Here is a 26,063-nt window from a genome sequence, read left to right as displayed (position 1 = left end):
CGGGAAGGAATCAAATGTTGATTTCGTAGTCCCGCTCTCTTTTTTATGTATGTTTTATTATTGTGCTACTTTAATATTTTCTATTTCTTGAATAATGTCATCAAAAATTTTAGTTTGAACATCATTGAAATAATAATAAACTTGTCTTTCGTCTGTTTCAGAACGAACTTTAGACATAAGTTCTTTTTTATAAATTTTTCGTATAATCACATCAATCTTGCTCGTATCCCATAACATTTCGAAATGAAGTGTATCTCTCAATTCCTTTCCGCTGATTTTTTTAGATTCATAAACCTTATACAACACAACAAATTCTTCAATTGATAAATGATGAACTGTTTTCAACCAATGCTTTAATTGACTCAATGCTCTTTCAGAAGTTATAAAATAAGATACTTTAGTTTCCATAATAATGGCCTCCTCATCGTCTTTTCTTGTTGTTTTAATGGCTTTATAATGAATAAGCTTCGAAAATATTATATAACATTTTCTTCATTAAATCTATTATTTTAAAAGTAATAGATAAATTTTTTTTACTATTGTCTTTCATTTATATCGTTTCTTATACATACCAAGCATTTTTTTGTTTTACTTAAATCCCTAAAGTAAATATAAACATTTTTTATTAATAGATTATCTTAAAAAATGCTTTATTTTAAAATTCAAAATTGTTAATATTAACTGCTTTTTTGTTAAATAAATAGAGTGATTTTTATTTACCTTGTGATTTAATACAAAAAACGCTGAAAGCATATTTAATTAAGCTGCCTCAGCGTTTCGTGGTATTAAATGTTATATCAGTGTCAAAACTATATCGAACCTAATTGTAAGATTTACAATTACTTAATGATACTAACCACCAATATAGTTCATATTAATTTTTTTGCGTTTTCTATTTGCTACGGTTTGTTCTGTACGTTCATCTGAATATCTATCATCTCTAACATTCCACAGTACTTTGAACTGTTCAAATAGCTCCTCATCCGTTGCTCCAGCACGCATAAATGATTTCACATTAAAACCATCTACTGTACTAAATAAACAACTATAAAACTTACCGTCTGATGACAATCTCCCACGTGTACATGTAGAGCAGAAAGATTGAGATACACTAGTGATAAGGCCAAACTGTGCGCCATTATCTTTATGTCGATAATATTTAGCAACTTCACCAAAATATTTTGGCTCAACAGATTCAATATCAAATTCATTTTCTATCATATTTAGCATTTCATCTTTTGTTACCACTTTACTAAAATCCCATCCATTATCGTTTCCAACATCCATAAATTCTATAAATCTAATCTCAATATCTTTCTCTTTGAAATATTGAATCATAGGTAAAATTTGATTGTCATTTACACCTTTTTGTATAACCACATTTACTTTCACGTGGAATCCTATGGAAATTGCATAATCAATCTGTTGCAATATTGTAGAAGCTTTTATATTTCTATTATTAATCGCTTGAAACACTTTGTCTTCGATTGCATCTAAACTCACATTAATACGTCTTAAACCTGCATCGTATAATTTTTGACCGTGTTTTTTTAATAATAAGCCATTTGTCGTTAGACCAATATCTTCTACACCATCAATCTGATTTAATTCATAAATTAATTTATATAAATCACGTCTGAGTAACGGTTCACCGCCTGTAATACGTATTTTTTTCACGCCTAATTGTGTGTATACTTTCGAAATACGTACCATTTCATCAAATGTAAGAAGCTCGTCTTTAGGTAAGAAAACAAAATCATCGCCAAATATTTCTTTAGGCATGCAATAATCACAACGAAAGTTGCATCGATCTGTAACTGACAATCTTAAGTCACGTATCGGACGCCCGAGTTTATCAGTGATTTGTTCTACCATATCGTTAGCCCCCCTTTATCTATTTATAATTTCATGTTGTAAAGCGTCCAAATCATGCTGGAAATTAATATTTTTATACCAATATTCAGGTGATTCAATTGTGTTAACATCTAACCAGTCGCTCGCAACTTTAGTATAAACATTCTTTAAACTATAATCATCTGAATCCAGTGCCTTATCAATGTAAGTTAAAGTATGTGGACTGTAAAAAGCAAGTGTAGGTATCGGTCTACCCGCTTCTTGAAAACCTGCAATATCTAACTGGTCTTCAATAAGGTGTTCCACCATAAATTGGTATAATTTACTTATCGCTTTTTGAGTAATCATAGGTGTGTCAACGGAAATAACAAAGAATAGTTCTTCCTCTAGGTATTGGCTCATGACTGATCTAATACCTGCCAAAGGCCCTTTATCTTTATTCTGGTGTTCATCTATAATTATATTAGGGTAATCAAATTGTGTCGCAAGATTTTCATTGGTACTTATAATAATTTGATTAAACATGTTCGTTGCTTCTAACACATCTATAATTCGCTCATAAAATGCTTGCGATTCAATTTGTGCAAAAGCCTTAGGTTTACCGAATCTCTCTGACTGTCCTCCGGCAAGTATAATTGCTTTCATCTCTTCTTTACCCTCCGCTAACTGGTGGAATCAATGCGACAGTGTCATTAGGTTGGACAATGTCATCATTTTTCACAAATTCTTCATTTACCGCTATTTGAAATTTTTTATCGCTAATACTAGGATAACGTTTAAATAAATCTGTAATAAATTCATCTACAGTAATATCATAACTTAAATCGATGTCTTCTGATTGTTTTGCTAATATTTCTTTTATCTCTGCAAAATAAAGCACTCTCATGATTGTCCTCCTTCAATCGCATCCTCATAACTTCCATGTTGATGTCCTTGCCATTGTGCACCATCTTCCCATATTTCCTTTTTCCAAATAGGTACGATTTCTTTGATACGCTCAATTGCATATTCATTTGCTCTATAAGCATCTTTTCGATGTGGTGAAGAAACACTGATGAGTACTGCAATATCTGAAATAGCTAACGGGCCTATTCTATGCACGATTGCTGTTTGTGTACCTGGCCATTGCTGTGAAATTTCATCGCCAATTTGAGCTAACTTTTTTTCTGCCATAGGTATATAGGCTTCATACTCTAAATGCTCTGTTTTAATTCCTTTTGTCCATTCCCTTACATGACCTGTAAAAACAACAACTGCACCTTGATGTTCGTTCAGTACATAAGATCTATATTGCTCTGTCTGTATTGGCTCGCTTGTCACTTCAAATTGCTTCATTTAATTCATTCCTTTGATATTAAAAAAGATAATAACCATTGGTCATACTGACGTAAAGCCTCTGGTTTTGATATATTAATGGCATACTTAATATGTGTTAAATGATTTAGTGCATTACGGTCATTTTCATCACGGTAGACTAACACTTTATCGTAACTTGCTTCTTTAAAACCCTCTACTAATATTACGTTACTGTCTATTGTAACAGATTCATCTATGATTTCATCAAGCGTTTTGTTTTGTGTTCTGGTGACACTTTGTTGGTAAGCATTACCCTGAACAATACTTTGATCTGCACCTGCATAAAAGTGTTTCATATGGTCAACATGATTATTTTGCAATGTGATATCATGATAATCTTCAGAGTTATGATGTCCATGATGTTTCACCGTTGCTACTGTGAGATGATGTTCTTTTAACACCTGAATTGTATGTGCCATTAATGTCGTTTTCCCAGAGTTTTTCAATCCAACAATTTGTAAAATCATATAAAGCATTCCGTTTCATAAGCTTGTGATTCAGTTAATATTACATTTACCGTATAACCTTTTTTATATCCTCTTGTTCCACCTGGTAACATAATCATTGCATTACTATGTGCAATTGCAACAACTGCACCTGATTTGTTAAATCCTGAAGGAACTGCTGTCATTTCTTTCCCGTTAAAAGTGGCCGTAGCGCGAATAAATCTCGTAAATGGGTTTGCTTTTGTAAAATCTTCCATCAATGTAGCTTGCACGACTTGAGGATAGAGTGCATTTGCATGCATCATATGTTGAACTGCTGGCTTAACGTATAATTCAAAGCCGGTAAAGCATGCTGATGGATTTCCAGATAAACCAAATAGATACTTACCTTCTGCTACTGCCACTGTCGTCACACTTCCTGGACGCATAGCAATTTTATTAAAAAGGACTTCAGCATTTAATGCTTCGTATATTTGTGGTAAATAGTCAAAATCCCCCACTGATACACCACCTGTAGTAATGACGATATCATGTTGTTGCATTGCTTCAGTAACCACTTGGATACTACTTTTTAAATCATCTTGTTGTATTTGATAACGCTCTACTTGTAAGTCTAATTTATTAGCCAATGCAGTAATCATTGGTCCATTAGAATTCCTAATTTTTCCAGGTTCTAAATCATCACTTACATCTAATAGCTCACTGCCGGTAGCAATTACGGCTACGCTTGGTTTTTTAAAAACAGGAACTTGTGCATAGCCATATGTAGCTAATACTGCAATGGCACCAGGATTAATTTGTTGTCCTTTTTGTAAAATAACATCACCTATTTGAGTTTCTTCACCTTTTAAAGAGACGTTCTCATTAGGTTTAAATGCTTTACGTAATGTGAAACTTTGTCCTTGTTCTACTGTTTGTTCTAACATGACAACTGCGTCTGCACCTTCAGGCATCGCTGCACCTGTCATAATTCGAACTGCTTCAAACGCACCAACTTTTTTATCTGAAACAGTACCGGCGCCAATATGGTCAATCACATTGAAAGTGAGACGGTGCGCACCACTTGCATTCGTTGTATCTTTACTTCTAATGGCAAAACCATCATAAGGTGATTTGTTGAAACGTGGAATTTCGTATGTAGCAACAATATCTTCAGCCAATATATGGTTTAAGCTGGCATCTAGAGGCACTGTAGTCTCATCCATATAAATATTTTGACTCACAACACGTTCAATGGCTTCACCGACTGGAATTGGATTTCTTTTCTCAACTGGCATCTAAATCTACTCCTTATATTAATTAATTTCGTGATATACTAGAAAACGATTAGGAGGGATATGTTTGTCTGAATTTACACATATTAATGAACAGGGCAATGCTAAAATGGTAGATGTTTCTGAAAAAAACATTACGAAACGTACTGCAATTGCACATTCAAGCATTACCGTAAACCCAGAAATCTATCAACAAATTGTTGATCATACAAATAAAAAAGGAAATGTGCTTAACACTGCACAAATTGCAGGTATTATGGCTGCTAAAAACACTGCTGATATTATTCCAATGTGTCATCCTTTACCATTAACAGGTATTGATGTTGAATTTCAGTGGCAGAAGCATGCGCAATCTTTCACTTTGAATATCCAAGCAACCGTGTCTACTACTGGAAAAACAGGTGTCGAAATGGAAGCATTAACTGCTGCAACTGCTGTAGCACTTACTGTATATGACATGACAAAAGCTTTAGACAAAGGTATGGTCATTGGCGAAACTTATTTACTCTCTAAATCTGGTGGTAAATCTGGTGATTTTCAACGTAAAGCATAATTTAATATTTGCGTTCAACTCGAATAAAGTCTCTAGGGCATAACTACATATCTCAGCATCAACTATTATATTTGTAGTAGCTGTCTGACATTTAAATGTACTTGTTTCAAGCTCTTGTATTCCTTTTTCTAGTAAACCTTGTGAGGGGGACAGACTTCAAATTTCATATTTTGATTCTTGTCACCCTCTTTTATTTAGTTATTTCTTTAACTAAATGATTTAATTCTGGTTTTATTAACTTCTCCAATGCTAATTTAACAGCTCCAGTAGATCCTGGGATACTAAAAATTAACTTGTCACCTACTGTCCCCGCGATTGCTCGAGACAATAATGCTCTCGTACCTACATCCTCAGCATAACTGAGATATCTAAACAACTCTCCAAATCCTTCAATTTCTTTAGTGAAAAATGAGGATACTGCTTCTATAGTTACATCTCTTTGTGCAATACCAGTGCCTCCTGTAGTAACAATCACATCGATGTCTTCACTTAACCATTGCTCAACTTGCATTTGAATCGCTTCTTGTTCATCTTTCACTATTTTATAATGCGCCTTATCAATTGAAACATTCAATTCCGATAACAGTTCTATTACTAATTTACCGCCCTTGTCAGTCTTATAATCTCTTGTATCAGAAACTGTCAATACTGCACATCTTATATCTTGATCTAACTTAACATTTGTATGCATTTTTACACCCCTTTAGCCGAATAATCGGTTTATTAAAGTAATCGCTTGTTGAGGGTTTGTCATACCATGAATCAGTAATCTCCCGCCTTTAAAGCTAACAATGCGATAACCATTATATTCAAAGTGAATCATATAAGGATTACGTCGGTATGCAATATTTTGCTGAGTTAAAAATGATTCTAGCATTTCCTGGGAAATATTAGGGTTTTCGTATTGCACTGTGTCCCTACCACACAAACTAGCAAACTGTCGTTTCGTTTCATTTAAATGTGGATATGTAGGGTTGCAGCCACAAGTTTTGCAATCGCTCCGTTGTAGTTTACTAAACCCAAATGTAAAGTGCGTCCCTTCCCATAAGTCTCCATACGTTACTTTAGTCGGCACGTGTTGTTCTGTTAAAATTTTCAGCGCATCCCTCATCTGTAAACTTGTTGTCATCGTCACTGCAGGTTGAATTACACCTACCGTATCACATGTCATATTTATAGCTGGTAACTGTGGCACTAAGCAATTAAAACATGGTGTGTGTCCTGGAATAAAAGCAGTTTCTACATAAGTACTTTGGACTACACCGCCATAAATCCACGGTATGCCTTTTTGAAAAGCAAAATCATTAATCAACTGTCTCGTTTCAAAGTTATCTGTTGCATCTAATATCAGTTGAGCTGAACCAGCATTATCCTCTAAAAACTGACGATTTACATGTGCAATATAACTATGAATCTTCAAATCTTGTCGAATATCTAATAATTTTTCTTTAGCAGCAACAACTTTGGGCAATCCTTCTAGCGCATCGGCTTCATTAAACAACGTTTGTCTTTGAAGATTACTATATTCAATATAATCTCTGTCTACAATAGTTAGTGTACCAACCCCTGCTCTAACTAAACTTTCAGCAAGGTGTGTGCCAAGTGCCCCCATGCCTACAATGAGCACGTGTGAATTCATGATTTTATCTTGTCCTTCAGGACCTATATGTTTAAATAACGTTTGTCTTGAATAGCGGTCTTTTGTCACTACAATAACCCTCTCTATACATCATTGTATCCATTATAAATCTTGCATGCGATAGTAACAACGGTTTGCCATCAATATTACAAAAAGTAGTGAATTCCCTATGTAGTTTTTTGATTTTGAGCACTCACAATGCTCGATATAACTAGAAATGGTTAAAGATTTTATTAATACACTTAATACGCTCTAAATCATGGCGCACGTTACTTATAAAGCATATCCTTTAAATATATGTTCGTGTTACAATAAGTTAACTATTACATGGAGGTGAATCAATGGCACGTTCAAAAGACTATGAACAACTATTGGAGCAAGCAAAAGATATCGTCATCAATTCAATTGGAGAAACGATGGATCTTTATGGAGTCAATCGTAGTGTAGGTAATCTATATGGCACGATGGTTTTTGAACAAAGTAGTATGACACTAGATGAAATGCGTTATGAATTACAAATGAGTAAGCCCAGTATGAGTGCAGGTGTTAAAAGACTGCAAGAATTTGATGGCGTAAAACAAGAGTTTGTTCGAGGAAGTAGAAAACAACACTTTACTGCTGAAAAAGACTTTTTTACGTTTTTTGGAAACTTCTTTTCACAAAAATGGAAACGTGAAATCAAATTGAATTCAGAAGCAATATATAAAGCTGAATCTTTATTGAATCCCATTATTCATTCAGAAACTGCTACACCTGAAATCATTGAAGAAGCACAAGAAATTTTTGAGCAAATAGAACATTCTAAACTCTATTATGCTTGGTTATCTACTCTAACTGATGCGCTCAATTCAGGAGAAATATTTGATTATTTTCCAATTCCGGAAAATAAATCATAATCGATAGCAACACAAAACGCCTCCCTATTTCATGATAGGAGGCGTTTTTGTATCTATAGAATGCATGATAATCCTAAATGTTTCAAGCTGAATTTTTTATGTTTGGATTTTTAATCCGTCGTAAGCAATGGTGCATGATAATCCACTATGTAATAGTCGTTGTTCTAGCACTTTAGTATCATCCATAGTGAGGCCTTCCGTGGATTCTATATGTGTAAAATAAGTGTGTGTCGCATTTATTTCTCTAGCAATTTTAACACTTTCATCAAAACTTAATTCATTTGATTCCTTTAGTACCCCGTTTTCTAGTAAACGCTCACCAGTAATTGGATTAACTTCATTACTTCCAAAAGGTAATATAGCAACATCTATGTTTTGGAATTTTTGTGAAGGTACGAAACCTTTCATTTCATCAGGTATAATCAATATGCTCTGTTCTATGGCATTGATATAAAAACCAAAAGCAATACTTTCAGGAAGTTGAATCCATTCTATTTTAATATCATCTATTGTTAATAGAGCATCATTCTCTACCACTTCTAACTCTATCACGCCAATTTGAGTTAAATAATTCAAATGATTCCAATGACCTAAATAAGTTTTGAAATCTGCTACTTCTTGCTGAGTTATATATATCTTTGTCTTTCTAGAATTTGGTTTTTTATTTTTAAAATCATAATTTAATGTCTCCCAAATCCTCAATCCCATCGTATGATCAGGATGCCAATGTGAGTATAAAGCATGTTTTATTTCAGAAATTTGAGCACGTCGTAGTTGAGTGAATATATCCTCAGAAGTATCTATTAGTAATTGGATATCATGAATATATATTCCAGGGCCGGTTCGCAAACTCGATTCTTTATGTTGAGATACTGAATTATAAAGCGTAGGAATACCCCCTGCTGTTCCTAAAAACTCGATATTCATTATCTTACCCCCTTATTTAAAAAATGACCGTTAGATTCCGATATAGAAAATAACAGCCACTTATTCAATTTGTCATTTATATTTATTTTTGTGTGCGATCTCAATCAATATTAATCACTTCATGAGCCAGTGCCTCTGCTTCGTAATTAGAATGTGTTACAAAAATAATTGGTATTTGCCACTCTTCAAATATGCGCTTTACTAATTGAATACTTTCATCTTTAGTTGTATCATCCAAGCTTGAAAATGGTTCATCTAATAATATGAGGTCTGGTCTAGTGCTTAACGTTCTTGCTAATGCCACACGTTGGGATTCTCCTCCAGATAGTCTCATTGGAAACTGTGATTTTAAATGCGTAATGTTTAATTGATGCATTAAAGTCTCTATATGTTCGGAAGGTTGCGCCATAAAAGTTATATTCTGATACACATCCATATTAGGAAACAATTGATAATCTTGGAATAAGTAGCCAATATTACGCTGTTGAATTTTCACATCTATATTGTTATGCGTATCAGTTAAAATATGTTCATTTACTTCTATATGTGCCTTATCTGCACTTTTCAATCCTGCTATAATATTTAAAATTGTTGTTTTACCAATGCCTGATGGGCCTTTAACTGCATAAATTTTAGGTTTAGTATCTTGGAGACTCATATGTAATTGTGTGTTTTTGAGCGCATGCTCTAAATGTAATGCCAACAACTAATCTACCTCCCGATAACGGTCTTTATTCAACACATTGATTGTGCCAATTACTGTAATAGCAAATGCAACAAGGACGATCACCCACAACCATGCTTGATTTTCTTTACCTTGTTCTACCAAAAAGTATATTTCTAAAGGTAACGTATTGGTTTTATTAGGTATGTAACCAGCAACCATCAGTGTCGCACCAAATTCTCCTATCGCTCGGGCAAAGCTCATCATAATGCCTGATAATATTGGACGCTTTGACAACGGTAAAATTAATTTAAAAAATATCTTGTTTTCACTTGCACCCATCGTTCGGGCAGTATTGAGCATTTTATTATCTATACTACGAAAGCCTTGGACAGTATGCTGATACATCAATGGAAAACTCACAATCACAGATGCAATAACTGCTCCAGTCAGTGTAAAAACTACTGGTAAATGCAATACATCCGTAAAAAATGCACCAATAAAACTTCTAGGTGAAAACACAATTAATAAAATAAATCCCATAACTGTTGGTGGTAACACAATAGGTAAAATAATTATACTTTCTAAGATTCTAGCAATAAAACCATGTCGTTTATACAACCATCTCGAAATAACGATACCAATAAAAGTAACGATGATTGTACTAATAACAGCTACTTTGAGTGATATCCAAAATGGTGTAACATCTATCATTGCTAAAACCTCCTATGCTTCAAATTGATATTTTTCTAATATTTCTTTAGCTTCGTCTGTCTTAAGAAAGTCGATCCATGCTTTAGCTAATTGCTTATCAGATGTTGTCGCTGCTTTATAAACAATGGGTTGCTTCAAATCAACTGTATTGATTTCTTTAACATGACTCTCGCCATTTTGCTGACTTTGATATAAGTCAGTTTTATACACATACCCTAATTGTGCATTACCTTTTTCAACATAGTTTAGTACTTGTCGCACGTCTTTAGCAAATACTAAATTAGGTTTTACTTGTTCATATAAATTATTATCTTTTAAATATTGCTGAGCATATTTACCCGCTGGCACCGAGTTCACCTCACCAATGGCTAATTTATCGCCTTCTTGTAGCGTTCCCACTGATTTATAATTACTGTCCTTAGCACCAATAAGTACGAGTTTATTTTTAGCATATTCATATGTATTTTGTGCTTTATCTTTATCTTGTAATGCATCAACGTCTTTCTTGTTTGCTGACATAAACACATCTACAGGTGCGCCTTTTTCAATCTGTTGTCTTAATGAACCAGACCCACCATAGTTAAATGTAACATTGGCATCTTTATGATTTGCTTCAAACGCTCGCTTCAATTCTTTAGTTGTATCAGTCAGACTCGCTGCTGCTGAGATATGTAATTCTTGTTTTTTATCATTCTCCTCAGAATTGCTATCATTTTTGCGCTCACTATTTCCATTTGAACATCCTGTTAATACTAGACATAGCGTCATAAACATTACGATTAAATATTTTATTTTCATCTAAAACAACTCCTATCACTTATAATTATATTCTTATTCATAAAAAAACAAAAGACCTAAATGATAGTATTTTGGCCTTTTGTAAGCGTATGTTTTGATGATTTTGATGTGCTATTTTATAGTTGTTCAATAAAGCGTTTAAACGCGTGATGACCTTGTTCTGTATTTTTAAATACGCCGCATCTTCTAATACACGTTTAAATTTAAATCCTACTTCTTTATCTACAACTTCATCGACATTATTTACATTAATATCATATGATTGTTTCATTTCTTCAGCCCATTGTTGATGTATTCCTAAATCTATTTGAGTTTTATCTAGTAAATAATCTTTAACTTGTTGTAATTCTTGTTTTAGTCGTCCTGGTAATATAGCAGTCCCCATCACTTCAATTAGGCCTATATTTTCTTTCTTGATATGTTGCACGTCTTTATGTGGATGGAAGATGCCGTCAGGGAATTGTTCTGAAGTTTGATTGTCTCGTAAGACAATGTCTAATTCATATTGTTGTTGTCTATATCTTGCGATTGGCGTAATCGTATGATGACGTTCACCATCACTACTAAATGCTTTAATATCTACACTATCATCCGAATATTGATTCCATTGTGTCATGACATAAGTAGCCGCTTCAATCAGTTGCGCTCTATCGTCACCTTTCAAACGAATCACACTCATTGGCCAATTTAAAGTGCTAGCTTGAACTGATGGATAATTAGCAATAGTAAATTGATTTATTTCAGCAGCATTATCCATCGGAAATACATGTCTTCCAGTTTGATAATGATTATGCGATAAAATTGATCCCCCCACAAGTGGTATATCTGCGTTAGACCCAATGAAATAATGAGGAAATTGATCTATAAAATCTAACAAGTTAATGAAAGTATTTTTATTGATTTCCATAGGGACATGTTGTTCAGATAAAACAATACTATGTTCAGCAAAATAGGCATATGGCGAAAATTGAAAGCCCCACTGTTCACCATTTAAATTCAAGCGAATCACACGGTGATTTGTTCTTGCAGCTTGTAGCACTGATCCTTTAAAGCCTTCATTTTCTATGCATAATGCACATTTCGGATAAGCGGTAGCTGGTGCTTCTTTAGCTTTTGCAATTTGCTGTGCATCTTTTTCAGGTTTTGATAGATTGATCGTGACTTCAATATCTCCGTATTCAGTAGCAACATCATAATTAATATTATTCGCAATTGCATCTTCTTTAACATAGTGATTACGTTTAGTTATGTCATAAAAATAATCTGTAGCCGCTTCTGGTGACTGTTTATATGCCTCGTTAAACTTGCGGTTAATTACCGATGGGCGTGGTGTAATTAAGTCTAAAATTTGAGCTTCAACAATTTCTTTACTATATAATGCATCTTCAATACAATTTTCACTAATAGCTTGGCGAATCCAATATTGTGTAATTTCATTTGCCGTTGCATCTTTATTTAATTCAGAGACTGCTGAATCATCAATACCTTTTGCATTTAAATTACGCAATAGTTGGTTTTGAATATAAATGCTATCTTCTTCTTCATAATCACCATACGAAATTGCTTGTGATACAAATTGTTGTACTAATTGTTGATTTAATAACATGCATTAACCCTCCACATTTTCTTGATATCCATTTGGATGTTGATGATGCCATTGCCACGCTGAATTAATAATATCGTTAATGTTATCGTGTTGCGGTTTCCAGCCAAGCACTTGTTGCGCCTTATCACTTGATGCGATTAATTTACTTGGGTCGCCTGCTCTTCTTTCACCTACCACTGCTTTAATAGGTTCATTTGTTACTGTTCTTGCAGCTTCTAGAATTTCAAATACCGAATAACCTTGACTACTTCCTAAATTAAATGCACCAGATGCTCCGCCGTTTTGTAAATGTTGATACGCCAAAATATGCGCATCTATTAAATCAACGACATGAAGATAATCGCGAATACATGACCCATCTTCTGTATCATAATTATCACCGAATATTGTTAAGTGCTCTCTTTGTCCAAGTGCGACTTCTAATACAATTGGTATAAGGTGTGTCTCAGGACGGTGGTCTTCACCAATGGCACCATTTTCTTTAGCACCTGCAACATTAAAATAACGTAGCGCTGCATAATTAACGCCATATGCTTCATGACTCCAGTGCATCATTTTCTCCATCATCAACTTACTTTCACCATATGGACTTGTAGGTGTTTTAGAATCTTCCTCAGTAATAGGTACTGAATCTGGTTCACCATAAACTGCAGCTGTCGAAGAAAAAATAATATGTTCTACTTGATGGTCATACATAACTTCTAATAACACTTGTAATCCGTGCACATTATTATTGAAATAGGCTAACGGTTTTTCTACAGATTCACCAACTAAAGAATAGGCGCAAAAATGGAAGACACCTTCGATGCTTTCATTATTAAAGACATCATCTAAAAAGACTTTGTCTCGAATATCTCCTTCATAAAATGTAGCTTCGCTATGCACAGCTGCTCTATGTCCTGTACCTAGATTATCTACTACAATAACGTTGTATCCTCTTGTAATTAATTGATCTACCGCATGACTTCCTATATAACCAGCGCCACCTAAAACTAAAACAGACATATACAAAATCCTTTCTCTATTCATTGATTAATAACTTATAATGATTTAACGCCATCACTTATACCCACATGATAAAATGATGGAGCGTAACCTATGTGCTCTATATATTGCTTAGAAACTTCATTTTCCAATTGTTTTACACTATTTTTATGCACTAAAGCAATTGCGCAACCTGCGAAACCAGCACCTGTCATTCTAGCTCCCAATACGCCATCAACTTGCTGAGCTGTTTCTGCTAAAGTATCTAATTCTATCCCTGTAACTTCATAATCTTCTTTTAATGATGCGTGAGATTCATTTAATAACTTTCCAAATTGATTAAAGTTATTTTCTGCTAAAGCTCTATGTGCTTTTTTCGTGCGTTCGTTCTCCGAAACTGCGTGTCTTGCACGACGACGCTTCACTTCATCCTCAATAAGATCTTGATGCTGTTCAAATTGTTCTACTGACAGCTCCCCTAGTGATGCAATATCAAGTGCTTGTTGCAACGAAGCTAATGCCGACTCACATTGTGCTCTACGTTCATTATATTTACTTTCTGTAAGGGAACGTCGCTTGTTTGTATTCATAATTGATATGACATAATCTCCAAATTTAGCAGGTACATAATCAAATTCTAAAGTTGCAGTATCTAGTAATATTGCTTGTTCAGCTTTACCCATACCAATAATAAATTGATCCATAATGCCTGAATTGACACCAATAAATTTATTTTCAACACGCTGTCCTATTTTTATAAGTGCTAATCGTTCTAAATCTAAAGTAAACAACTGCTTAATGAGCCAACCAGTTAATAATTCAATAGACGCTGACGATGATAAACTTGCCCCATTTGGAATATTTCCTTCAACTAAAATGTTGAAACCATGGTCTATGTCAGAGAATTGTTCGCTTAAATATTTAACTACACCTTTAGGATAATTTGCCCAATCATGTGCCGCTTCGAATTCTAATTCATCTAATGTAAATGTAATCATACCAACATCTTCAAAATTATTTGAATAAAGTTGAATAAGTTTATCATCTCGCTTTGTAGCTAGTCCATATGTACCCAACTCAATCGCAGCTGGAAAAACATACCCACCGTTGTAATCCGTATGTTCTCCTATTAAATTAATGCGTCCCGGAGCAAAAGCACTGACTTCAGCCTTAACGCCAAACAAAGTTTCAAACTTATCATGCATGGCTTGTAACATAATAACCCACTCCTTCTATATAAATCACTTTATCTATAATGATATTCTCTTTAGTAAACATAATTAAAGTTTACTTGTTTACTAAATGTTTTGTCAATTAAGATTGTCTTTTTGTTTTAAAAGTATTCCGCTCTTTAAGCTGTGCTTCTACCACGACATGGATGGCAACATGTCTCGTTTTATTAATGCGCTCTTCTGCCATTCGCACTGCAGTTCTACCAAATTCATCTACTGGTATGTGCACACTACTTATAGAAGGCACAGCATATTGTATGACTTCTAAATCATTAAAACTTATCAATTTAACATCTTTTGGAATTGCTATTTTTTCATATTGAATTTGTTGTAATATACCTATAGCAATCATGTCGTTTCCTGCTATAAAAACTTCAGGTAACTGATGCGCATTTAACAATGTTTTTACAGCTTCTTCACCATTTTCTTTTTTCCAACCGTCAATCATAGTTATTTCGCTAATTTGATGTTCAGAGCACCATTCTCTATACGCTTCATATCTAACATCTGTATGATTTGAAAACGGCGTACCGGCTAAATCTCTAATCATATGACTACCACCGATATACGCAATTTGCGTCATGCCTAATGCCTTGATTTCGTTCAATAAGTTGGTCATAGAATAGTGTAAATCTGAGTAGACAGCATCTATTGATTTTGGTGTATTAGGATTGTTAATGACAACTATATTTTTATTATAATCACGTAGTGTATTCAATGCTTCCGTAGAAAAATTACCTACTACGATAATTGCCCCTGCCTTGTCAACATTATATAAATCTAGATTTTTATCGTTACCATCGATTCTAATTGTACGCTTCAAAGACAAATTCAAACGTTTAACTTCAGCCTCTATTGCTAAGCGTATTTCTCTATAATAAGGGTCTGACATTTCTTTAGCTCGAGATGCATAGGTAATGATTTGAATGCTTTTGTTTTTTCTAGCCGATTTTTGATATTGTAGTTCATTTGCAACACGATGAATCCTTTCTCTCGTATCTTTTGAAACTGACAATGTTGGATCATTATTTAATACGCGTGAAACAGTGCCAGGACTTACCTTTGCTTCGCGTGCAATATCTCTTATACTAGCCATATCGAAATTCACCTCTTTAATTGTTTACCATAAGTTTACTTGTATATATCCATTTAATCAATCTGGACCATTTTAAAAATTGTTATAAATATTACAATGGGCAAATTAAAAATCCTTTGCTTTATTCATAAACTGAATCTTTTTTTTACATTGAAAAATGCGCTAGAATGGAGAAGTGAATATGAAACGGGGTGTACTCATGCATGAAGATATATTGACCAATCAACCCATTGTACGGTTTGAGAACGGTAAGTTATTAGAAACAAAAGATCATTACGTTACTGAGTTTCCATTAACAATTATGGTAAATGGTGAAGAATTTGCGACTATAATTTGTAGCCCGAACCACTTAGAAGAGCTTGTCTTAGGTTTCCTAGCATCTGAAGGGGCTATTTTTAAAAATGGTGACCTAAAATCTATCCAAATAGATGATAGTAAAGGGTTTGCTCATGTTGAATTGACCAAATCTCTCGGTGAACGTTTCGAATATTCAACGAAACGCATGATTGCGTCTTGTTGTGGTAAAAGTCGAGAGTTTTATTTTCAAAATGACGCGGCAGTCGCAAAGACTTCGATGTCTAAAATTGTGTTAAATCCAACTCAAGTACTCAATATGATGACCCGTTTGCAAAGCGCCAGTAAAATTTTTAAACAAACTGGTGGTCTTCACAATGCTGCAATTAGTGATGGAGATACCTTCTTTGAGCATCGTCAAGATATTGGTCGTCATAATGCATTAGACAAATTGTATGGTTATTGTATACAAAGACATATACCTGTACGTAATAAAGTGTTGATATTTAGCGGTCGTATTTCATCAGAAATATTAATCAAAGCTGCGAAAATCGGTGTTGGTGTCATCTTATCGAAATCTGCACCGACGACATTGGCAGTGACACTTGCTCAAGATTTAAATATTACTGCCATAGGATTTATTAGAGATGGTAATTTCAACATTTACAGTCATCCGGAACGTATAACACCTGTTGAATCATACGAGAATTAATTTATAATCTAGACCTTTGCAAAAACAAATTTTTAAATATAAAAAGGACTCATCCATTTGATACGGATGAGTCCTTTTATTTTGAGCCTGAGTATTTATGTCTCAGTTTCTATAATTATATTAATTAACTGTATTTAGCATTTTCTTTTAAAATCTGATAGCAGTAACTTATATATATGTAACCTTGTCGAATATACATTTCCTTAGCACTGTCTTCACCGTCAGCTATTAATATAATCGGTTTCGTATCAGCTATTTCCGCAACAAAAGTTTGCATCATACTGCCAATACCTTGTTTCTGATAACTTTCATCTACACCGAAGCCATCAATTTCCACAGTACATTGTGAAATGATTAAATCCAAAATCCCTACAGGCACATCTGCTTTATATGCGATTACACGAGATTTACTATCTTTATTGAATTGATTGCGAATTACTTCAATACTTTCGTCTGCGTACGCCTTGCCAAAGGGTTCAGCAAATTGACGATAAATTGTAATATAATCTTCTAATGTTTGTTCAGTGACAAACATGACTTTAATTTGATCATTTTCATGTTTTTTTATATTCTGTGACTCAATTGCATAAAGTTCCATTAGTCCTAGTTCAAAATCATATGTTTGAATTTTATCTAACCATTGTTGATCTAAAAGTGTATTCTCAGGAAACGTAAATGCTAAATGATGAGATGCTTGTTTTTTATGCATATCTAATTGAGTTTTCATATCTTGTTCCCAAGATATAATAGAAGGCATTTGTTTATAATCCCATTTATTCACGTCATATACTAAGGGTTCTTCAGGTGTTAGATAGATTGTCTTTAGTGTATCATCGACATAAACATCACCTTGTTGAAATATATCATTCATCGAAATCACCACGATTCAATCACCTACCCTTATATATTTATTTTATTAATTGTTTAAACCGACTATGATTCAGCATAATATTACCAATCAAACTTGCAATAACTGCTTTGACTAAATCCGCAGGCATGAAGACAAGGGATAAAGTCACTGATTTTGAAATCGGTAAATTAGTCATAAGCCCCATAACAATTGTACCTACAATATCTAATAAAATAACACCAAAGATAATTGTTGTACCTAATAATACAGTAAAGTTTATTTTTTTGAAATACAAATCTCTTACTAAACCAATTAGATATGCAATTACTGGATACATGATTAAAAAGCCAGTAGAGGGGCCTGCAAATACACCTATACCGCCACGTCCGCCAGATAATAATGGTAATCCAGTTGCTACAAGTAATAATAATACGATTACACTCAGCGCACCGTATTTACGTCCAAGTAAAATTCCCGCTAAGAAAATCCCTATATTTTGTAAAACGATTGGTACTGGCATAATTGGTAATGGAATCGCTGGCACAAATCCTAATACACCAATAATTGCTGTCATTAAAGCAGTGTATACTAAATATTTTGTCGTCATAGTCAATCCTCCTAATGAAAAAAATTATACCATAAATGTTAACTATTAAAAACAAAAAGTTTACAATATCTTATGTACAATAAAAAAAGCACAACTCAACTGTATTAATCCGTTGAATTGCGCTTTTTTAAAGCTGATCATAATGCTTATTAATTTAACTCATGTATATTAGTTATTTAAAAATTTATCTTTCAAATCTTTTCTCATAAATTCTAAAGTATATGGGTCATTATACCAATAAGTTTCAGCTTGCACTTCAAGCACATTGTCATTTTGAACTGCTGGTAAGTTATTCCATAGGTTGGTTTTGGCATAGGCTGGTGTTGATTTCCCTTTACTTGTCGAAACAATATAATCGCCAGCATAATCTGCTATTTTTTCTTGTTTCACTTCAGCCCAGCCTTCTTTTTCAACTAAATCATTTAATTTTTCAGGCATTTTAAGTCCAAATGCTTGATACAATACTTCTCCGCCACGACCCCAGTTTGGACCATAACTATATAGTTTTTTCTCGAATTCATCAAAAATTGAAACTGTTGCGTCTTCACCAATTTTATCTTTAATTTCTTTACCGTCTTTTTTAGTTTGCGCTTTCCATTTGTCTTCCCATTCTTTTACTTCATCTTCTTTACCAAGTAACTTACCTAATTCTCTTTGTTGGTCTAAATATTTATGTTTGCCATAATCAAATACGACTGTCGGCGCAATTTTTTTATATTTTTTAATATTTTTGTCAGTAGAATATACAACGATTAGATCTGGTTTCGTTTTTGCTACTTTCTCAACATCATTCTCGCCAACTTTTTCAACATCTTTAAATTTATCTTTAAGGAGGCTACTACTATCGACTTGTTCATTTACTGCAACAATATTTCCACCAAGATATTTAATTCCACCAGCATATGTAGGAGCAACTACTGCTATACGTTTTGGATCTTTTGGTATATCTATCTTTTTCCCACTATCTAATTTATAAGACTTTGTTTCAGCTTTTGAGTCACTGTCCGAATTATTGCCACATGCTGCTAAAATAAGCACTAAAGCAATTAACGGAAACAATAATTTTTTCATAAATTTTCCTCCATTGAAAATGATTATCACTACCAATTGATTATATAATGACTAAAGTAAATTTACAATAGTAATCATAAGTATCTTCACATTTTTTAAATAACAAAAAAATACATTTAGACAATTTGTCTAAATGTATTTTAACTGTTTGTTTATATATTTTTAAAAATGATCTAATACACTATGTGCAATGTTCGTATATGCCATATCTTCCATCGGCGGATTGTGTAAACCTGCGCGCATATCTCTATAATAGCGTTGTAATGGTCTTTCCATTTGAAGGCTTTTAGCACCAACAATACGCATAGCAATATCTATAACTTCTAAGCCTTGATTCATTACTAACACTTTACTTGCTGAGGTTTCATTCCATATTTGGCTACCTGAAATCTCATGATTATATAAAGCCGCTGTGCTCCACAAGAAATGGCGCGCAGATAATAATTGCGCTTCCATCTTTCCAATATTTTGTTGCACAGTTGGTATATCACCGATTGTGCCTTCAATACTATTTGGGCTATAATTTTTCGCAAAATCAACAGCATAATCTCTTGCTGCTTGAGCAATACCAAGATACACACTTGGTATATGTAAAATCCAGCCATTCGGTTTTTTACCACCGGCGCCTCTTATTTCAACAAAGTTTTCTTGTGGGATGTGTACATCATTTAATAATAAATCATGACTTTCAGTTGCACGCATACCTATCATGTTCCAATTATCTGCAATTTCTACACCAGGTGTATCTTTTTCGATTAAGAAAAAGCCAACTTGATCGATGTCTTCATAATAAGCACTCACAACAAAATGGGTCAGTCCTTTACTCATTGAAGTAAACGTTTTTACTCCATTAACCACAAATCCATCATCTACTTTAACAGCGTTTGTCGCAGGTCTTCCCCCACGTGTTGGGCTGCCAGTATCAGCTTCACTAACTGCTCGATTTACTAATGCCCCATTTTTCACTGCTTTAGCAAAGCGATCTAGCATATTGGGTTCCCACATTTGTTGTTCATATAACTGGCCTACTACACTTAAATGCCATCCTATAGAAAGTGCAGTCGCTCCATCAATAGATCCTAAATAGCTTTGTATTATAACCATATCTTCAACAGTTGCTCCTTCACCACCGTACGCTTTAGGTAAAGTAAGCAGTGTGTACCCTTCTTTTACTAACCATTCAATATTTTCATAAGGAAAACGCGAATGGATATCATTATATTCCGCTTTCTCTTTAAATTGCGTTTTAACTGTATCTAGTTTTGCAATCCATTTTTCTTGAATATCCGTATGTATTAATGCGGAATAATTCACTTTCATCACCTCATCATTAACTTTACTCCTATTTAAACTTAGTTTAACACTCGCCATTATTGAAAGAAAGCTTTTCAGCAATAAATCCTACTTTACCGATAAGAATTAATATGATACTTTGTATTTATTGACACACTGGGGGAAATTGAATGATTACAGTTAAAAATCTTATACATAAATACAACGAAAACACGATACTTAATGATGTCGGCTTTGCCCAAGAACAAGGCACCGTTACTGCAATTATAGGACCAAGTGGTTCTGGGAAAACAACCTTACTTAGAACGTTAAATGCACTCGCACTTCCTAAATCTGGCACCATTGAAATCGGGGATGAAATTTTTGATGCTGCACATCATACAAATAAAGATATTGCTAAATTACGTAAAAAATCAGCTATGGTGTTTCAAAATTACAATTTATTTAAAAACAAAACAATACTTGAAAATATCACTTTAGGTTTAATACATGGTCAAAATTACAATACCAAACAAGCTAATGATATTGCCACATCTTATTTAGAGCGCGTGAATTTATTAAATCAAAAAGATAAATACCCTATTCAGCTATCTGGAGGTCAAAGCCAACGTGTAGGTATTATTCGTGCACTTGCGCTCAATCCAAAAGTTCTTTTACTAGATGAACCTACTTCTGCTTTAGACCCTGAATCAATTCAAAGCGTCTTATCTCTGATTAGATCGATTGCTCAAGAAGGTATGACGATGGTACTCGTTACACATGAAATACAATTTGCAAAAGCAATTGCTGATCAAGTTATATTTATTGATGATGGGCAAATCATCCATCGTGGAACGCCACAAGAAGTATTGGAAGATTCAAAATCTGAAAGAATCCATCGCTTTTTAAACAGAGTTGAAACGGAGCGTGACATTTAATGACATTAAAAAGAAGTTTCACATTTTTATTAATGTTAATGATGGTTTCCGTACTAACAGCATGTGGTAATAATGATGCTTCCGATAGTAAATCTCAGAAAAAAGAAGTTAAAGTAGCACTTTCTGCTGAAGTTAATCCACCTTATTTATATACAAATAAAGATAATGAGTTTGTCGGCTTAGATATGGATTATATGAAATTAATTGAAAAGAAATTACCTCAATATGATTTTAAATATGAAGTCGGTGAAGAGGAATCGAATTTAGTTGGGATTGGTTCAGGCAAGTTTGATATGGGAATAAATTGGTTTTTCAAAACACCAGAACGTGAAAAACAGTTTCTCTATCAAGATGAGCCTTACAGTTATGCGCTACCTTTATTAGTTGTAAACAAAGACAACAGTGACATACATAGTTTACAAGATTTACCTGGTAAAAAAATTACTCCTATGGCGCCAAGTGGCGGTTTATATTCTATACTCACACAGTTTAATAAAGACCATAGTTCCAAAATCGACATCAATACAATACAAGAACCTTCAAATGGTGACAATTTAAAAATGGTCAGCCAAGGACGTCGTGATGCCATGTTTTTAAATTGGAACACATATAAAGCAATTCAAGAACAGATAAATGCCGACGTTAAAATAGGAGGTATTGTGAAGAAAGAACCATTACATATCGTTTATAATAAAAAACACCAAAAACTTCACGATGACGTGGATCGCGCAACCCAAGAACTTAAAGATGAAGGCAAATTACAATCACTTTCAAAAAAATATTTTGATATTAATGTTTTTGATGACTTAAGTGAAATCAATGATCAGAAAGATAAATTGGAGGTGACAAACTAATGGGGTCAGTCAATTGGTTAGATTTATTTGGACAAGTGTTGCAACAATTACCTTTAACTTTATTGATGATAATTGTTTCACTCTTTTTCGCAATCATACTTGGTTTTATTTTAGCAATGATTCGTATTAAAAAGACAAAAGTACTTGCTCCTATTGTAAGAGTTTATCTTTCATTTATACGGAGTACACCGTTATTATTACAACTCTTTTTAGTATATTTTGCATTACCACAATTATTGTTACTTATTCATATAGATATTAACCATTTCAGTAGATTGTTTTTTGTTATCTTAGCCTTTACTTTACATACAGGTGCATACCTTTCTGAAATTATCAGAGCAGGTTATCAATCCGTAGATTATAGTCAAATTGAAGCTGGATTAACAATTGGTTTATCTTATCCTAGAATTTTAAAAGATATTATTATACCTCAAGCTTTACGAAATAGCATACCGAATTTAATGACTCAAATCATAGAACTTGTAAAAGATACTTCGTTAGCTTTCACCATTGGTATCATCGATATGATGGGACAAGTCAAACTCATCATTGGAAATAATTACGGACTCGGCATGCTAGAGGTTTACATCGTAATTTCCATCATATATTGGATTATTGCTCTAATTATTCAAGGTACCTTTACTTTAATTGATAAACGAACACAAAAACCATATAGCGTTTAAGGAGGAAAATCATTTTGTCATTCATTTTATATACTATAAGTGAAGTACTTAAAGGCGTACCGAATACAATTATTATTTCCATTGTAGCAATGTTCGTAGGTCTTATTATCGGAACGTTATTTGCGATTATTCGTATCAAACGTGTGCCTGTCTTATCTCAACTTATAATCGTGTATAATTCATTTTTTAGAAGTACACCATTAATCGTTCAATTGTTCATACTATATTATGGAATACCTTCATTTATACTTTTTTTAAATGATCAGTTCTCTTGGACAATCAATCCTGACATATTCTCACCTTTAACGATTGCCTTTATCGTCTTTTCTTTTCATGCCGTAGCGTATCTTTCTGAATCAATTAAAGGCGGTCTTCAATCCGTAGACCAAAATCAAATTGAAGCTGCGCAAACAGTCGGACTATCAAAATTCAACATTTATAAAGAAATTGTATTACCACAAGCTTTTGCTTATGCATTGCCTAACATAGAAAATCAATTCATTATGTTAATCAAAGGTACTTCCCTAGCATTCGCTGTTCAAGTAACTGAAATTATGGCAGTCAGTCGTGTTATTGCAAATGAAGGTTATCGTTTTATTCCTGTATATACAGTAGCAGCTATATTTTATTGGTTGTTAGCAATAATATTAGAGTTCATCTTTGCAAAAATGGAACGTAATACGACGCGTTACTTAAGCGCAAATGCTTCTTAGGTAACGATATCAAACAAAAAAACTGTTTCTGAAATGTTATTTCAGAAACAGTTTTTTATACTTTATTATATTTAAGCTAAACTTTCCATACATTGCGCTTTAAGTTTATAATATTGTTTTACCTTTTTCGGCATTGCGCCATGTTGTAATTCATCTTTAGTAACTATAGGATAGTTTTTAAAAACAACTGAGCCTATATAACCACAAAGTGCACTACCTGATGCACACATGAGTGCCACAATTATTACAGTTAATGCATTATTAAATCCAAACATAACCATAAGCCCTGCAATTGGTGTAGCTGTACCCGTCGCCTCATTTACTAAACCAAACATAGAGATAATTACACCTGAGAGCGCACCACCTACAAAATTGGTTAAATATACTGGTACTGGATTTGCTGTCACAATGTCTGCTTGAGATAAAGGCTCTATTGCAACTGAAATCGTTGTTTTACGATCTCCAAATTTCATACGCTTAAATAATACAAAGTTCATAAACGATGAACCAAATACTGCTAAAGCACCGATAGCCATTGGCGTACCAGTTAATCCTAATAATGCTGTTAATGCCATTGAACTTAAAGGTGCAGTAGCAACAACAGTAATAATACCACCAAGTACAATGCCCATAAGAATAGGACTTGAAGTCGTAGATTCTTTAATGATATTTCCAATTTGTAATAACGTCGCATCTACTAAAGGTGTTGTACCAATAGCAATTAAACGTGTAATAGGCGCGATGACAATAATCGCAGCAATTAAATCAAGCCCATCTGGTAATTTTTGTTCCATCCATTTCATACCGAAACTCGCAATATAAGCTGCAACAAAGCCAGGTAAAAGATCCATACTTCCACATGAGACAGCAATTACAAATGCATAAACTGGAGATACCCCCATAGCTAAAGCTACAAGTCCTGCAGCTGCAACACCGCCAAGTCCTCCAGCTGCATCACCCAACTCACCTAAGAATGGAATACCAAACAAGTCACCGCCTACATATTTGTGAAAAGCCTCTACTAGAAATGAAGCAATAGCTGCGTTAGCAAGGGCCCCCATGGCCTTGCCTCCATTTGGTGCTTTACTCGTGAACAATGTAAACAATGCTAAAACAATCCCTAAAAATATGATCCCGATTAATAAATTCATAAAAACACCTTTCCAAACCATTTTGTATGCGCTTTCATTCGACAAATATTAGTATAGCACATTTAATTTGGTTCTCAAATCATATTTTCGTACAATATATAACTATAATTATAAAATTACATTATTCAGAATATTCAAATCTTTTAGACTTACGCACAACCTTATTATCATCAAGCTTTCACACTTTAAAACTGTTCCTGTAAGTTCTCTATAAGTTCATTAATTTTATCACGTTGTGCTTGATTTATATATACTACCACAGTTCTTTCATCTATATTGCTTCTTTTTTTATTTAAAAAATCCATTTTGATAAGCTTTTGCAAAGCCTTCGTTAAATAGTAGGGTTTCAATTCTGAGTATTGAGCAATTTCTTTTGCAATGACGTCATTTTCTTTACAATTATATAGATAATTTAATATCAGTACTTCTTCATAATTTAGTTTATAGTTCTTTTTCGTTGTTTTAAAAAATTTCCTACCTTGTTGATAAGTTGCAATAAGTTCATTTAGTGACTTGAAATTTTGTTCATTCACAAAACCACTCCTTTTGTTATATCTTGATGTTAATAACTTAATTTTATCCTATTTAACGCCTTTAATTCAATATGCTTAACTATGAAAAATATGAACAATTCCTACTCTTTTTTTAATCTTTTATTTTTATTTTTAAATTTTAGTGGTTCATTCACCCTTTTTATTACTAAAAAAAGACATAGGTATAAAAATTTCAATTATCAAATATCTCTATTTAAAATAATGCATTTTGATATCTTAAATATGTCATAAAAATTCATACAAAAATGCACAGCACGTGTTAGACTATTATCCAACATTTGCTGTGCATTTAAACGATTGCTATTTTAAATGATTGAGTTCAACC

General features: G+C 33.5%; 29 protein-coding genes and 1 pseudogene. 7 read left to right on the top strand and 23 right to left on the bottom strand.

Annotated features, from left to right (window positions below; all coding sequences use genetic code 11):
• Window positions 1-57 precede the first annotated feature (57 nt).
• The 7 genes from AAA453_RS05095 to AAA453_RS05065 all read right to left on the bottom strand — a co-directional run bounded on the left by AAA453_RS05095 (window position 58) and on the right by AAA453_RS05065 (window position 4,933).
• Window positions 58-408 (bottom strand): SarA family transcriptional regulator, encoded by a 351-nt coding sequence (locus AAA453_RS05095; RefSeq protein ID WP_427706723.1) that lies wholly within the window; start codon window positions 406-408, stop codon window positions 58-60.
• A 444-nt stretch (window positions 409-852) separates the two neighbouring features.
• The gene (gene moaA / locus AAA453_RS05090; RefSeq protein ID WP_046465834.1) at window positions 853-1,875 is read right to left on the bottom strand and encodes a GTP 3',8-cyclase MoaA; all 1,023 of its coding nucleotides are present in this window, start codon (window positions 1,873-1,875) and stop codon (window positions 853-855) included.
• A gap of 15 nt (window positions 1,876-1,890) precedes the next feature.
• Window positions 1,891-2,499: a molybdenum cofactor guanylyltransferase MobA gene (mobA, locus tag AAA453_RS05085; protein WP_427706721.1), complete on the bottom strand. Its 609-nt coding sequence runs from the start codon at window positions 2,497-2,499 to the stop codon at window positions 1,891-1,893.
• A gap of 7 nt (window positions 2,500-2,506) precedes the next feature.
• Window positions 2,507-2,740: a molybdopterin converting factor subunit 1 gene (moaD, locus tag AAA453_RS05080; RefSeq protein WP_046465836.1), complete on the bottom strand. Its 234-nt coding sequence runs from the start codon at window positions 2,738-2,740 to the stop codon at window positions 2,507-2,509.
• Complete coding sequence (locus tag AAA453_RS05075; RefSeq protein WP_427706719.1) at window positions 2,737-3,189, bottom strand: molybdenum cofactor biosynthesis protein MoaE; 453 nt, start codon at window positions 3,187-3,189, stop codon at window positions 2,737-2,739. Before AAA453_RS05075 ends, moaD begins: the two co-directional genes overlap by 4 nt.
• Before the next feature lie 5 nt (window positions 3,190-3,194).
• Entirely contained in the window at window positions 3,195-3,677 is a 483-nt protein-coding gene (gene mobB, locus AAA453_RS05070) for a molybdopterin-guanine dinucleotide biosynthesis protein B (RefSeq protein WP_427706717.1), read from the bottom strand.
• Window positions 3,674-4,933: a molybdopterin molybdotransferase MoeA gene (locus tag AAA453_RS05065; protein WP_427706715.1), complete on the bottom strand. Its 1,260-nt coding sequence runs from the start codon at window positions 4,931-4,933 to the stop codon at window positions 3,674-3,676. Before AAA453_RS05065 ends, mobB begins: the two co-directional genes overlap by 4 nt.
• 64 nt (window positions 4,934-4,997) lie before the next feature.
• On the opposite strand from AAA453_RS05065, the gene moaC reads away from it, so the two are divergent.
• On the top strand, window positions 4,998-5,483 hold the full coding sequence (gene moaC, locus AAA453_RS05060; protein ID WP_046465840.1) for a cyclic pyranopterin monophosphate synthase MoaC: 486 nt from the start codon (window positions 4,998-5,000) through the stop codon (window positions 5,481-5,483).
• A gap of 190 nt (window positions 5,484-5,673) precedes the next feature.
• Here the strand turns inward: moaC and AAA453_RS05055 are convergent, their stop codons facing one another.
• Window positions 5,674-6,174 carry a MogA/MoaB family molybdenum cofactor biosynthesis protein gene (locus AAA453_RS05055; protein WP_046465841.1) on the bottom strand — a complete coding sequence of 167 codons (501 nt, stop codon included), beginning with the start codon at window positions 6,172-6,174 and terminating at the stop codon, window positions 5,674-5,676.
• Between the two features lie 12 nt (window positions 6,175-6,186).
• Window positions 6,187-7,191 (bottom strand): ThiF family adenylyltransferase, encoded by a 1,005-nt coding sequence (locus AAA453_RS05050; RefSeq protein ID WP_046465842.1) that lies wholly within the window; start codon window positions 7,189-7,191, stop codon window positions 6,187-6,189.
• Between the two features lie 272 nt (window positions 7,192-7,463).
• Here AAA453_RS05050 and cudC point away from each other — a divergent pair, with 272 nt between their 5' ends.
• Entirely contained in the window at window positions 7,464-8,018 is a 555-nt protein-coding gene (cudC, locus tag AAA453_RS05045; RefSeq protein WP_046465843.1) for a choline uptake/conversion transcriptional regulator CudC, read from the top strand.
• A gap of 96 nt (window positions 8,019-8,114) precedes the next feature.
• Here the strand turns inward: cudC and AAA453_RS05040 are convergent, their stop codons facing one another.
• The 8 genes and pseudogenes from AAA453_RS05040 to AAA453_RS05005 form a co-directional block, all read right to left on the bottom strand.
• Window positions 8,115-8,945 (bottom strand): MBL fold metallo-hydrolase, encoded by an 831-nt coding sequence (locus AAA453_RS05040; RefSeq protein WP_427706713.1) that lies wholly within the window; start codon window positions 8,943-8,945, stop codon window positions 8,115-8,117.
• 100 nt (window positions 8,946-9,045) lie between these two features.
• Window positions 9,046-9,651 (bottom strand): ATP-binding cassette domain-containing protein, encoded by a 606-nt coding sequence (locus AAA453_RS05035; RefSeq protein WP_427706711.1) that lies wholly within the window; start codon window positions 9,649-9,651, stop codon window positions 9,046-9,048.
• The gene (gene modB, locus AAA453_RS05030) at window positions 9,652-10,323 is read right to left on the bottom strand and encodes a molybdate ABC transporter permease subunit (RefSeq protein WP_427706709.1); all 672 of its coding nucleotides are present in this window, start codon (window positions 10,321-10,323) and stop codon (window positions 9,652-9,654) included.
• 12 nt (window positions 10,324-10,335) lie between these two features.
• A complete protein-coding gene (gene modA, locus AAA453_RS05025; RefSeq protein WP_427706707.1) occupies window positions 10,336-11,121 on the bottom strand; it encodes a molybdate ABC transporter substrate-binding protein in 786 nt (261 codons plus the stop codon).
• A gap of 116 nt (window positions 11,122-11,237) precedes the next feature.
• Window positions 11,238-12,727: pseudogene (galT, locus tag AAA453_RS05020) on the bottom strand (UDP-glucose--hexose-1-phosphate uridylyltransferase).
• Window positions 12,728-12,730: 3 nt separating this feature from the next.
• The gene (gene galE, locus AAA453_RS05015; RefSeq protein WP_427706705.1) at window positions 12,731-13,732 is read right to left on the bottom strand and encodes a UDP-glucose 4-epimerase GalE; all 1,002 of its coding nucleotides are present in this window, start codon (window positions 13,730-13,732) and stop codon (window positions 12,731-12,733) included.
• 35 nt (window positions 13,733-13,767) lie between these two features.
• Window positions 13,768-14,928, bottom strand: coding sequence for a galactokinase (locus AAA453_RS05010; protein ID WP_427706703.1), 1,161 nt, complete (start codon window positions 14,926-14,928; stop codon window positions 13,768-13,770).
• Between the two features lie 97 nt (window positions 14,929-15,025).
• Window positions 15,026-16,039 (bottom strand): LacI family DNA-binding transcriptional regulator, encoded by a 1,014-nt coding sequence (locus tag AAA453_RS05005; RefSeq protein WP_427706701.1) that lies wholly within the window; start codon window positions 16,037-16,039, stop codon window positions 15,026-15,028.
• A 199-nt stretch (window positions 16,040-16,238) separates the two neighbouring features.
• Between AAA453_RS05005 and fdhD the strand changes: the two genes are divergently transcribed.
• Window positions 16,239-17,045 (top strand): formate dehydrogenase accessory sulfurtransferase FdhD, encoded by an 807-nt coding sequence (gene fdhD / locus AAA453_RS05000; RefSeq protein WP_427707046.1) that lies wholly within the window; start codon window positions 16,239-16,241, stop codon window positions 17,043-17,045.
• Window positions 17,046-17,169: 124 nt separating this feature from the next.
• On the opposite strand, the gene AAA453_RS04995 is transcribed toward fdhD, so the two are convergent.
• From AAA453_RS04995 to AAA453_RS04980, 4 genes are all read right to left on the bottom strand, one after another.
• On the bottom strand, window positions 17,170-17,916 hold the full coding sequence (locus AAA453_RS04995; RefSeq protein WP_427706699.1) for a GNAT family N-acetyltransferase: 747 nt from the start codon (window positions 17,914-17,916) through the stop codon (window positions 17,170-17,172).
• A 37-nt stretch (window positions 17,917-17,953) separates the two neighbouring features.
• The gene (locus AAA453_RS04990; RefSeq protein ID WP_046465852.1) at window positions 17,954-18,502 is read right to left on the bottom strand and encodes a biotin transporter BioY; all 549 of its coding nucleotides are present in this window, start codon (window positions 18,500-18,502) and stop codon (window positions 17,954-17,956) included.
• A 168-nt stretch (window positions 18,503-18,670) separates the two neighbouring features.
• On the bottom strand, window positions 18,671-19,573 hold the full coding sequence (locus tag AAA453_RS04985) for an ABC transporter substrate-binding protein (protein ID WP_427706697.1): 903 nt from the start codon (window positions 19,571-19,573) through the stop codon (window positions 18,671-18,673).
• A gap of 162 nt (window positions 19,574-19,735) precedes the next feature.
• Window positions 19,736-20,893, bottom strand: a complete 1,158-nt coding sequence (locus tag AAA453_RS04980) for an acyl-CoA dehydrogenase family protein (protein WP_427706695.1) — start codon at window positions 20,891-20,893, stop codon at window positions 19,736-19,738.
• 143 nt (window positions 20,894-21,036) lie between these two features.
• On the opposite strand from AAA453_RS04980, the gene AAA453_RS04975 reads away from it, so the two are divergent.
• The 4 genes from AAA453_RS04975 to AAA453_RS04960 are packed head-to-tail and all read left to right on the top strand — an operon-like array spanning window position 21,037 to window position 24,033.
• Entirely contained in the window at window positions 21,037-21,783 is a 747-nt protein-coding gene (locus tag AAA453_RS04975) for an amino acid ABC transporter ATP-binding protein (protein WP_046465855.1), read from the top strand.
• A complete protein-coding gene (locus tag AAA453_RS04970) occupies window positions 21,783-22,637 on the top strand; it encodes an amino acid ABC transporter substrate-binding protein (RefSeq protein WP_427706692.1) in 855 nt (284 codons plus the stop codon). Before AAA453_RS04975 ends, AAA453_RS04970 begins: the two co-directional genes overlap by 1 nt.
• Complete coding sequence (locus AAA453_RS04965) at window positions 22,637-23,320, top strand: amino acid ABC transporter permease (protein ID WP_427706690.1); 684 nt, start codon at window positions 22,637-22,639, stop codon at window positions 23,318-23,320. The genes AAA453_RS04970 and AAA453_RS04965 overlap by 1 nt, the downstream gene beginning before the upstream one ends.
• Window positions 23,321-23,334: 14 nt before the next feature.
• On the top strand, window positions 23,335-24,033 hold the full coding sequence (locus AAA453_RS04960; protein WP_069817622.1) for an amino acid ABC transporter permease: 699 nt from the start codon (window positions 23,335-23,337) through the stop codon (window positions 24,031-24,033).
• 71 nt (window positions 24,034-24,104) lie between these two features.
• On the opposite strand, the gene AAA453_RS04955 is transcribed toward AAA453_RS04960, so the two are convergent.
• Complete coding sequence (locus AAA453_RS04955; RefSeq protein ID WP_427706688.1) at window positions 24,105-25,184, bottom strand: PTS sugar transporter subunit IIC; 1,080 nt, start codon at window positions 25,182-25,184, stop codon at window positions 24,105-24,107.
• Window positions 25,185-25,369: 185 nt separating this feature from the next.
• A complete protein-coding gene (locus AAA453_RS04950; protein ID WP_427706686.1) occupies window positions 25,370-25,717 on the bottom strand; it encodes a transcriptional regulator, SarA/Rot family in 348 nt (115 codons plus the stop codon).
• Between the last annotated feature and the right edge of the window lie 346 nt (window positions 25,718-26,063).

This window comes from Staphylococcus parequorum (genome assembly GCF_039237145.1).
GTDB classification, from domain to species: Bacteria; Bacillota; Bacilli; order Staphylococcales; family Staphylococcaceae; genus Staphylococcus; species Staphylococcus equorum_A.
Note: the sequence above shows the minus strand (reverse complement) of the source record. Positions and strands in the feature narration are given on the sequence as shown.

Bases quoted from the DNA above. Each gene is read 5' to 3' on its own strand.
- modB (WP_427706709.1), bottom strand. From the start codon at position 10,323: ATGATAGATGTTACACCATTTTGGATATCACTCAAAGTAGCTGTTATT.
- AAA453_RS04955 (WP_427706688.1), bottom strand. From the start codon at position 25,184: ATGAATTTATTAATCGGGATCATATTTTTAGGGATTGTTTTAGCATTG.
- AAA453_RS04965 (WP_427706690.1), top strand. From the start codon at position 22,637: ATGGGGTCAGTCAATTGGTTAGATTTATTTGGACAAGTGTTGCAACAA.
- AAA453_RS05040 (WP_427706713.1), bottom strand. From the start codon at position 8,945: ATGAATATCGAGTTTTTAGGAACAGCAGGGGGTATTCCTACGCTTTAT.
- AAA453_RS05065 (WP_427706715.1), bottom strand. From the start codon at position 4,933: ATGCCAGTTGAGAAAAGAAATCCAATTCCAGTCGGTGAAGCCATTGAA.
- AAA453_RS05095 (WP_427706723.1), bottom strand. From the start codon at position 408: ATGGAAACTAAAGTATCTTATTTTATAACTTCTGAAAGAGCATTGAGT.
- AAA453_RS04990 (WP_046465852.1), bottom strand. From the start codon at position 18,502: ATGACGACAAAATATTTAGTATACACTGCTTTAATGACAGCAATTATT.
- AAA453_RS05075 (WP_427706719.1), bottom strand. From the start codon at position 3,189: ATGAAGCAATTTGAAGTGACAAGCGAGCCAATACAGACAGAGCAATAT.
- moaD (WP_046465836.1), bottom strand. From the start codon at position 2,740: ATGAGAGTGCTTTATTTTGCAGAGATAAAAGAAATATTAGCAAAACAA.
- AAA453_RS05005 (WP_427706701.1), bottom strand. From the start codon at position 16,039: ATGGCTAGTATAAGAGATATTGCACGCGAAGCAAAGGTAAGTCCTGGC.
- AAA453_RS04995 (WP_427706699.1), bottom strand. From the start codon at position 17,916: ATGAATGATATATTTCAACAAGGTGATGTTTATGTCGATGATACACTA.
- AAA453_RS05055 (WP_046465841.1), bottom strand. From the start codon at position 6,174: ATGCATACAAATGTTAAGTTAGATCAAGATATAAGATGTGCAGTATTG.
- AAA453_RS04985 (WP_427706697.1), bottom strand. From the start codon at position 19,573: ATGAAAAAATTATTGTTTCCGTTAATTGCTTTAGTGCTTATTTTAGCA.
- AAA453_RS04970 (WP_427706692.1), top strand. From the start codon at position 21,783: ATGACATTAAAAAGAAGTTTCACATTTTTATTAATGTTAATGATGGTT.
- AAA453_RS04980 (WP_427706695.1), bottom strand. From the start codon at position 20,893: ATGAAAGTGAATTATTCCGCATTAATACATACGGATATTCAAGAAAAA.
- mobA (WP_427706721.1), bottom strand. From the start codon at position 2,499: ATGAAAGCAATTATACTTGCCGGAGGACAGTCAGAGAGATTCGGTAAA.
- moaA (WP_046465834.1), bottom strand. From the start codon at position 1,875: ATGGTAGAACAAATCACTGATAAACTCGGGCGTCCGATACGTGACTTA.
- AAA453_RS05010 (WP_427706703.1), bottom strand. From the start codon at position 14,928: ATGTTACAAGCCATGCATGATAAGTTTGAAACTTTGTTTGGCGTTAAG.
- galE (WP_427706705.1), bottom strand. From the start codon at position 13,732: ATGTCTGTTTTAGTTTTAGGTGGCGCTGGTTATATAGGAAGTCATGCG.
- AAA453_RS04975 (WP_046465855.1), top strand. From the start codon at position 21,037: ATGATTACAGTTAAAAATCTTATACATAAATACAACGAAAACACGATA.
- mobB (WP_427706717.1), bottom strand. From the start codon at position 3,677: ATGATTTTACAAATTGTTGGATTGAAAAACTCTGGGAAAACGACATTA.
- fdhD (WP_427707046.1), top strand. From the start codon at position 16,239: ATGCATGAAGATATATTGACCAATCAACCCATTGTACGGTTTGAGAAC.
- modA (WP_427706707.1), bottom strand. From the start codon at position 11,121: ATGAAAATAAAATATTTAATCGTAATGTTTATGACGCTATGTCTAGTA.
- cudC (WP_046465843.1), top strand. From the start codon at position 7,464: ATGGCACGTTCAAAAGACTATGAACAACTATTGGAGCAAGCAAAAGAT.